Here is a 3,683-nt window from a genome sequence, read left to right as displayed (position 1 = left end):
GGCGCTGATCGCGCAGCACTGGCCGGCGCAGCATCGCGGCCGCGCGGCCTCGTTCGTCTTCAGCAGCTTCGCGATCGGGGCGGCCGTCGCGGCAGCGGTCGGACGCCTGGTGCTCGGCACCCACTGGCAATGGCTGTTCGTGGGCGGCGCGGTGTCGATCCCGGCGGCGGTGCTGGCCTGGTCCCTGATCCCGGCGGATCCGCGGCCGGCTCCTTCCGCGGCCGGTGCGAAGGCGACCGCCGCCGGCGCACAGGGCGATGCCCGCGTGGGCGTCGGCGCGATCTTCGCGCGCGGCGTGGCGCCGATCACGCTCGCGGCCACGCTGGTCAGCGTGGTGAACCTCGCCGGCTTCTGGGGTGCGGCGTTCTGGATCCCGACCTTCCTCACCCGCGAGCGGGGCGTGGACGTGTCGACGATGCTCACGTTCCAGTTCGTGCAGTACCTGGGCATGTTCATCGGCTTCCAGTTCTTCGGCTGGCTGGCCGACGTGGCCGGCCGGCGCCGCTCGATGATGGCCGCCTTCGCGACCTGCGCCGTCTCGATCGGCGTCTACATCGTCGTGCGCGACCCGGCCTTCCTGTTCTGGTGGGGCGCCGTGGTGGGCTTCGGCCTGTGCGGCGCCGGCGGCATCCTGGGCGCCTACTACGCCGAGCTGTTCCCGCCGCGCATCCGCGCCTATGCGGGCGGCTTCTGCTGGAACATGGGCCGCATCGGCTCGATCGCGGCGCCCTACACCATGGGCGTGATCGGCAAGAGCTACGGCCTGCAGTCCGGCCTGGCGGTGACCTGCGCGATCTACGCGGCCGGCGTGCTGGTGCTGTTGCTGCTGCCCGAGACCTTCCGGCGCGAGGCCGGCAAGCCGGTGCCAGCATGAACACGGCGATCGACCCGGGCGACTGTCTCGGCCGCAAGCTGCTGATCGCCGGCGACGTCAACACCGGCAAGACCACGCTGGCGCGCCGCATCCTGCAGGACTTCTGCGCCCGCGGGCTCGGCGCGCGCATCGCGATCCTCGACCTCGCACCGACGATCCCGCCGGAGGTCGCGCAGGCGCGGGGCGTGCGCGGCGTGGGCGGCACGCTGGAAGCGGATCCTTCGTCGGACGTGGTGCGCCTGCGGCCGCTGCTGCAGGCGCCGCGCCTCACGTCCGCTTCCGAGGCCGAAGCCGCAGCGAAAGCCGCGGACAACCTGCAGCGCATCGAGGCCGCCTGGCAGGAGCTGCCCCCGCGCGCCATCCTGTTCGTGAACGACATCAGCATGGCCCTGCAGGCCGGCACGGCGAGCGCGCTGGCCCAACGCCTGGCGGCGGTGGACACCGTGGTGGCCAACGGCTACCACGGCGAGCGGCTCGGGGGCGGCGAGCTCACGCGGCACGAGCGCGAGCAGATGGAGCTGTTGCGAGACTGGTTCGCCCGGGTGGGGCGCGTGCTCACGCTGACGACGCGCCACGACCCGGCGTGAGTCAACCCGCCGGGCCGCTTTCGATTCCCCTCTTCAGCAGACCACGCGCGCGATGGCGAGGCCCGCGACCACCGCCACGCCGGTGGCGACGACGCCGGGAATCATGAACGAGTGGTTCAGCACGTACTTGCCGATGCGCGTCGTGCCGGAAAGATCGAAGTTGATCGCAGCGATCAGCGAACCGTAGGTCGGGATGAAGAAGTAGCCGTTGACCGCCGGGAACATGCCGATCAGGAACTGCGGCGGAATGCCCAGCGCCACGCCCAGCGGCATCAGCGCACGGGTGGTCGCCGCCTGGCTGTACAGCAGCACCGAGGCGAAGAACAGGCCGAGCGCGAAGGTCCACGGCGCGACCCTGGACCAGTCGCCGATGGCGGGCACGATCACTTCCTTGTTGGCGGCAATGAAGCTGTCGCCCAGCCAGGCCAGGCCGAAGATGCCGATCACCGCCACCACGCCGGCGCGCAGCGTGGGCGTCTTGGGCACGTCGTCCACGGCCACGCGGGTGACCAGCAGCATCACGGCGGCCACCGCCATCATCACGATCTCGATCACGATCGGCATGGCCAGCGCCGACTTGGCACCGGGCAGCGTGCGCAACGCGGGGAAGAAGCCGAACAGCACCACCAGCGCCACGCCGGCCAGGAAGATGAAGGCGGAGCACTTCGCGGCGGGCTTCAGTGGCGCCCGCGCTTCCGGCGCCTGCGGCGGCGGGATCAGGCCGTCCTTCAGGCGCTGCTGGTAGACCGCGTCGTCCTTCAGGTCCTTGCCCATGAACATCGAGACGACGGCGGCGACCACCACGCCGGCCAGCGTGGAGGGCACGCAGATCATCAGGATCTGCGCCAGACCGAAGTCGCCCATGCCCTTCTCCGCGAACAGGCCGATCATGGCGGCCGTGGCCGCGGCCACCGGGCTGGCCGTGATGGCCTGCTGCGAGGCGATGGTGGCCACCGCCATCGGGCGCTCGGGCCGGATGCCGTTCTGGTGCGCGGTCTCGTAGATCACCGGCAGCAGCGGATAGACGATGTGCCCGGTGCCGGCCAGGAAGGTGAAAGTCCAGGTCGTCAGCGGCGCGACGATGGTCACGTACTTCGGATTGGCGCGGATGATGCGCTCCGCGATGCGCACCAGGAAGTCGATGCCGCCGGCGGCGTCCATCACCGAGGCGGCCATGATCACCGCCAGGATGATCAGCATCACGTCGACCGGCGGCGACGTCGGGTTGACGCCGAAGCCCACGACCAGCACGAGCAGGCCGACCGCGCCCCACAGGCCGAGGCCGACGCCGGCGGAGCGCGCGCCGAACCAGATGGCCGCGAGCACCACCGCGAATTGCAGCAGGATGGTGAGTGTCATGGTGCAGCTCCCATCCTCACTTGACGAATTCCGGGCTGACCAGGTTGTCGAAGGAGAAGGTCGTGTCCCACTCCGCCTGCGTGAGCAGCGCGCGCTCGGTCACGACGATCTGGTGCAGCGACTTGCCGGTCTCGAAGCCTTCGCGGGCGATCTCGGCGCAGAGCTTGTAGCCGAGCCGCGGCTTCAGCACGGTGACGATGCCCAGCGAATTCAGCACCATCTCGCGCGTGCGTTCGGCGTTGGCGGTGATGCCCTCGACGCAGTGCACGCGCAGGCTGTTGACGGCGTTCTCCATCGTGGTGATGGAGGTGAAGAGCGCGAAGGTGATCACCGGCTCCATCACGTTGAGCTGCAGCTGGCCGGCCGAGGCCGCCAGCGTGACCGTCAGGTCCAGGCCGATCACGAGGAAGCCGACCTGGTTGACCACCTCGGGGATGACGGGGTTGACCTTGCCGGGCATGATCGACGAACCCGGTTGCATCTGCGGCAGGTTGATCTCGTTGAAGCCGCAGCGCGGGCCCGAAGCCAGCAGGCGCAAGTCGTTGCAGATCTTCGTGAGCTTGGCCGAAGTGCGCTTGAGCACTCCGGACAGCAGCACGTAGGCGCCGGTGTCCGACGTGGCCTCGACCAGGTCGCCGGCCAGGATGAACTTGAGGCCCGTGAGTTCGGACAGGTGGCGCGTGGCCAGTTCCGGGTAGCCCGGGGCCGCGGTGACCATGGTGCCGATGGCCGTGGCACCCAGGTTGATCTCGTGCAGGAACTGCCGCACCTCGGAGATGCGCTGGACCTCCTCGCCCAGCGTGGTGCCCCAGCCGTGGAATTCCTGGCCGAGCGACATCGGCACCGCGTCCTGCAGGTGGGTG

Annotated in this window: 4 protein-coding genes; 2 read left to right on the top strand and 2 right to left on the bottom strand. The window is 69.9% G+C overall.

Annotated elements, in window-relative coordinates; translation table 11 throughout:
• The coding region (locus VFM98_RS21255; protein ID WP_325111885.1) for an MFS transporter at nt 1-874 on the top strand (874 nt) is incomplete at its 5' end.
• Nucleotides 871-1,461, top strand: coding sequence for a hypothetical protein (locus tag VFM98_RS21250; protein ID WP_325111884.1), 591 nt, complete (start codon nt 871-873; stop codon nt 1,459-1,461). The genes VFM98_RS21255 and VFM98_RS21250, both read left to right, overlap by 4 nt.
• 33 nt (nt 1,462-1,494) lie before the next feature.
• On the opposite strand, the gene VFM98_RS21245 is transcribed toward VFM98_RS21250, so the two are convergent.
• Both VFM98_RS21245 and VFM98_RS21240 read right to left on the bottom strand, forming a co-directional pair.
• Nucleotides 1,495-2,820, bottom strand: coding sequence for an anaerobic C4-dicarboxylate transporter (locus VFM98_RS21245; protein ID WP_325111883.1), 1,326 nt, complete (start codon nt 2,818-2,820; stop codon nt 1,495-1,497).
• A gap of 16 nt (nt 2,821-2,836) precedes the next feature.
• A partial coding sequence (locus tag VFM98_RS21240) for a lyase family protein (RefSeq protein WP_325111882.1) occupies nt 2,837-3,683 on the bottom strand: 847 nt, incomplete at its 5' end.

Source organism: Ramlibacter sp., assembly GCF_035706265.1.
Lineage (GTDB): Bacteria > Pseudomonadota > Gammaproteobacteria > Burkholderiales > Burkholderiaceae_C > Ramlibacter.
The sequence above is the reverse complement of the archived record's forward strand: the minus strand, read 5'-3'. Positions and strand labels throughout refer to the sequence as shown.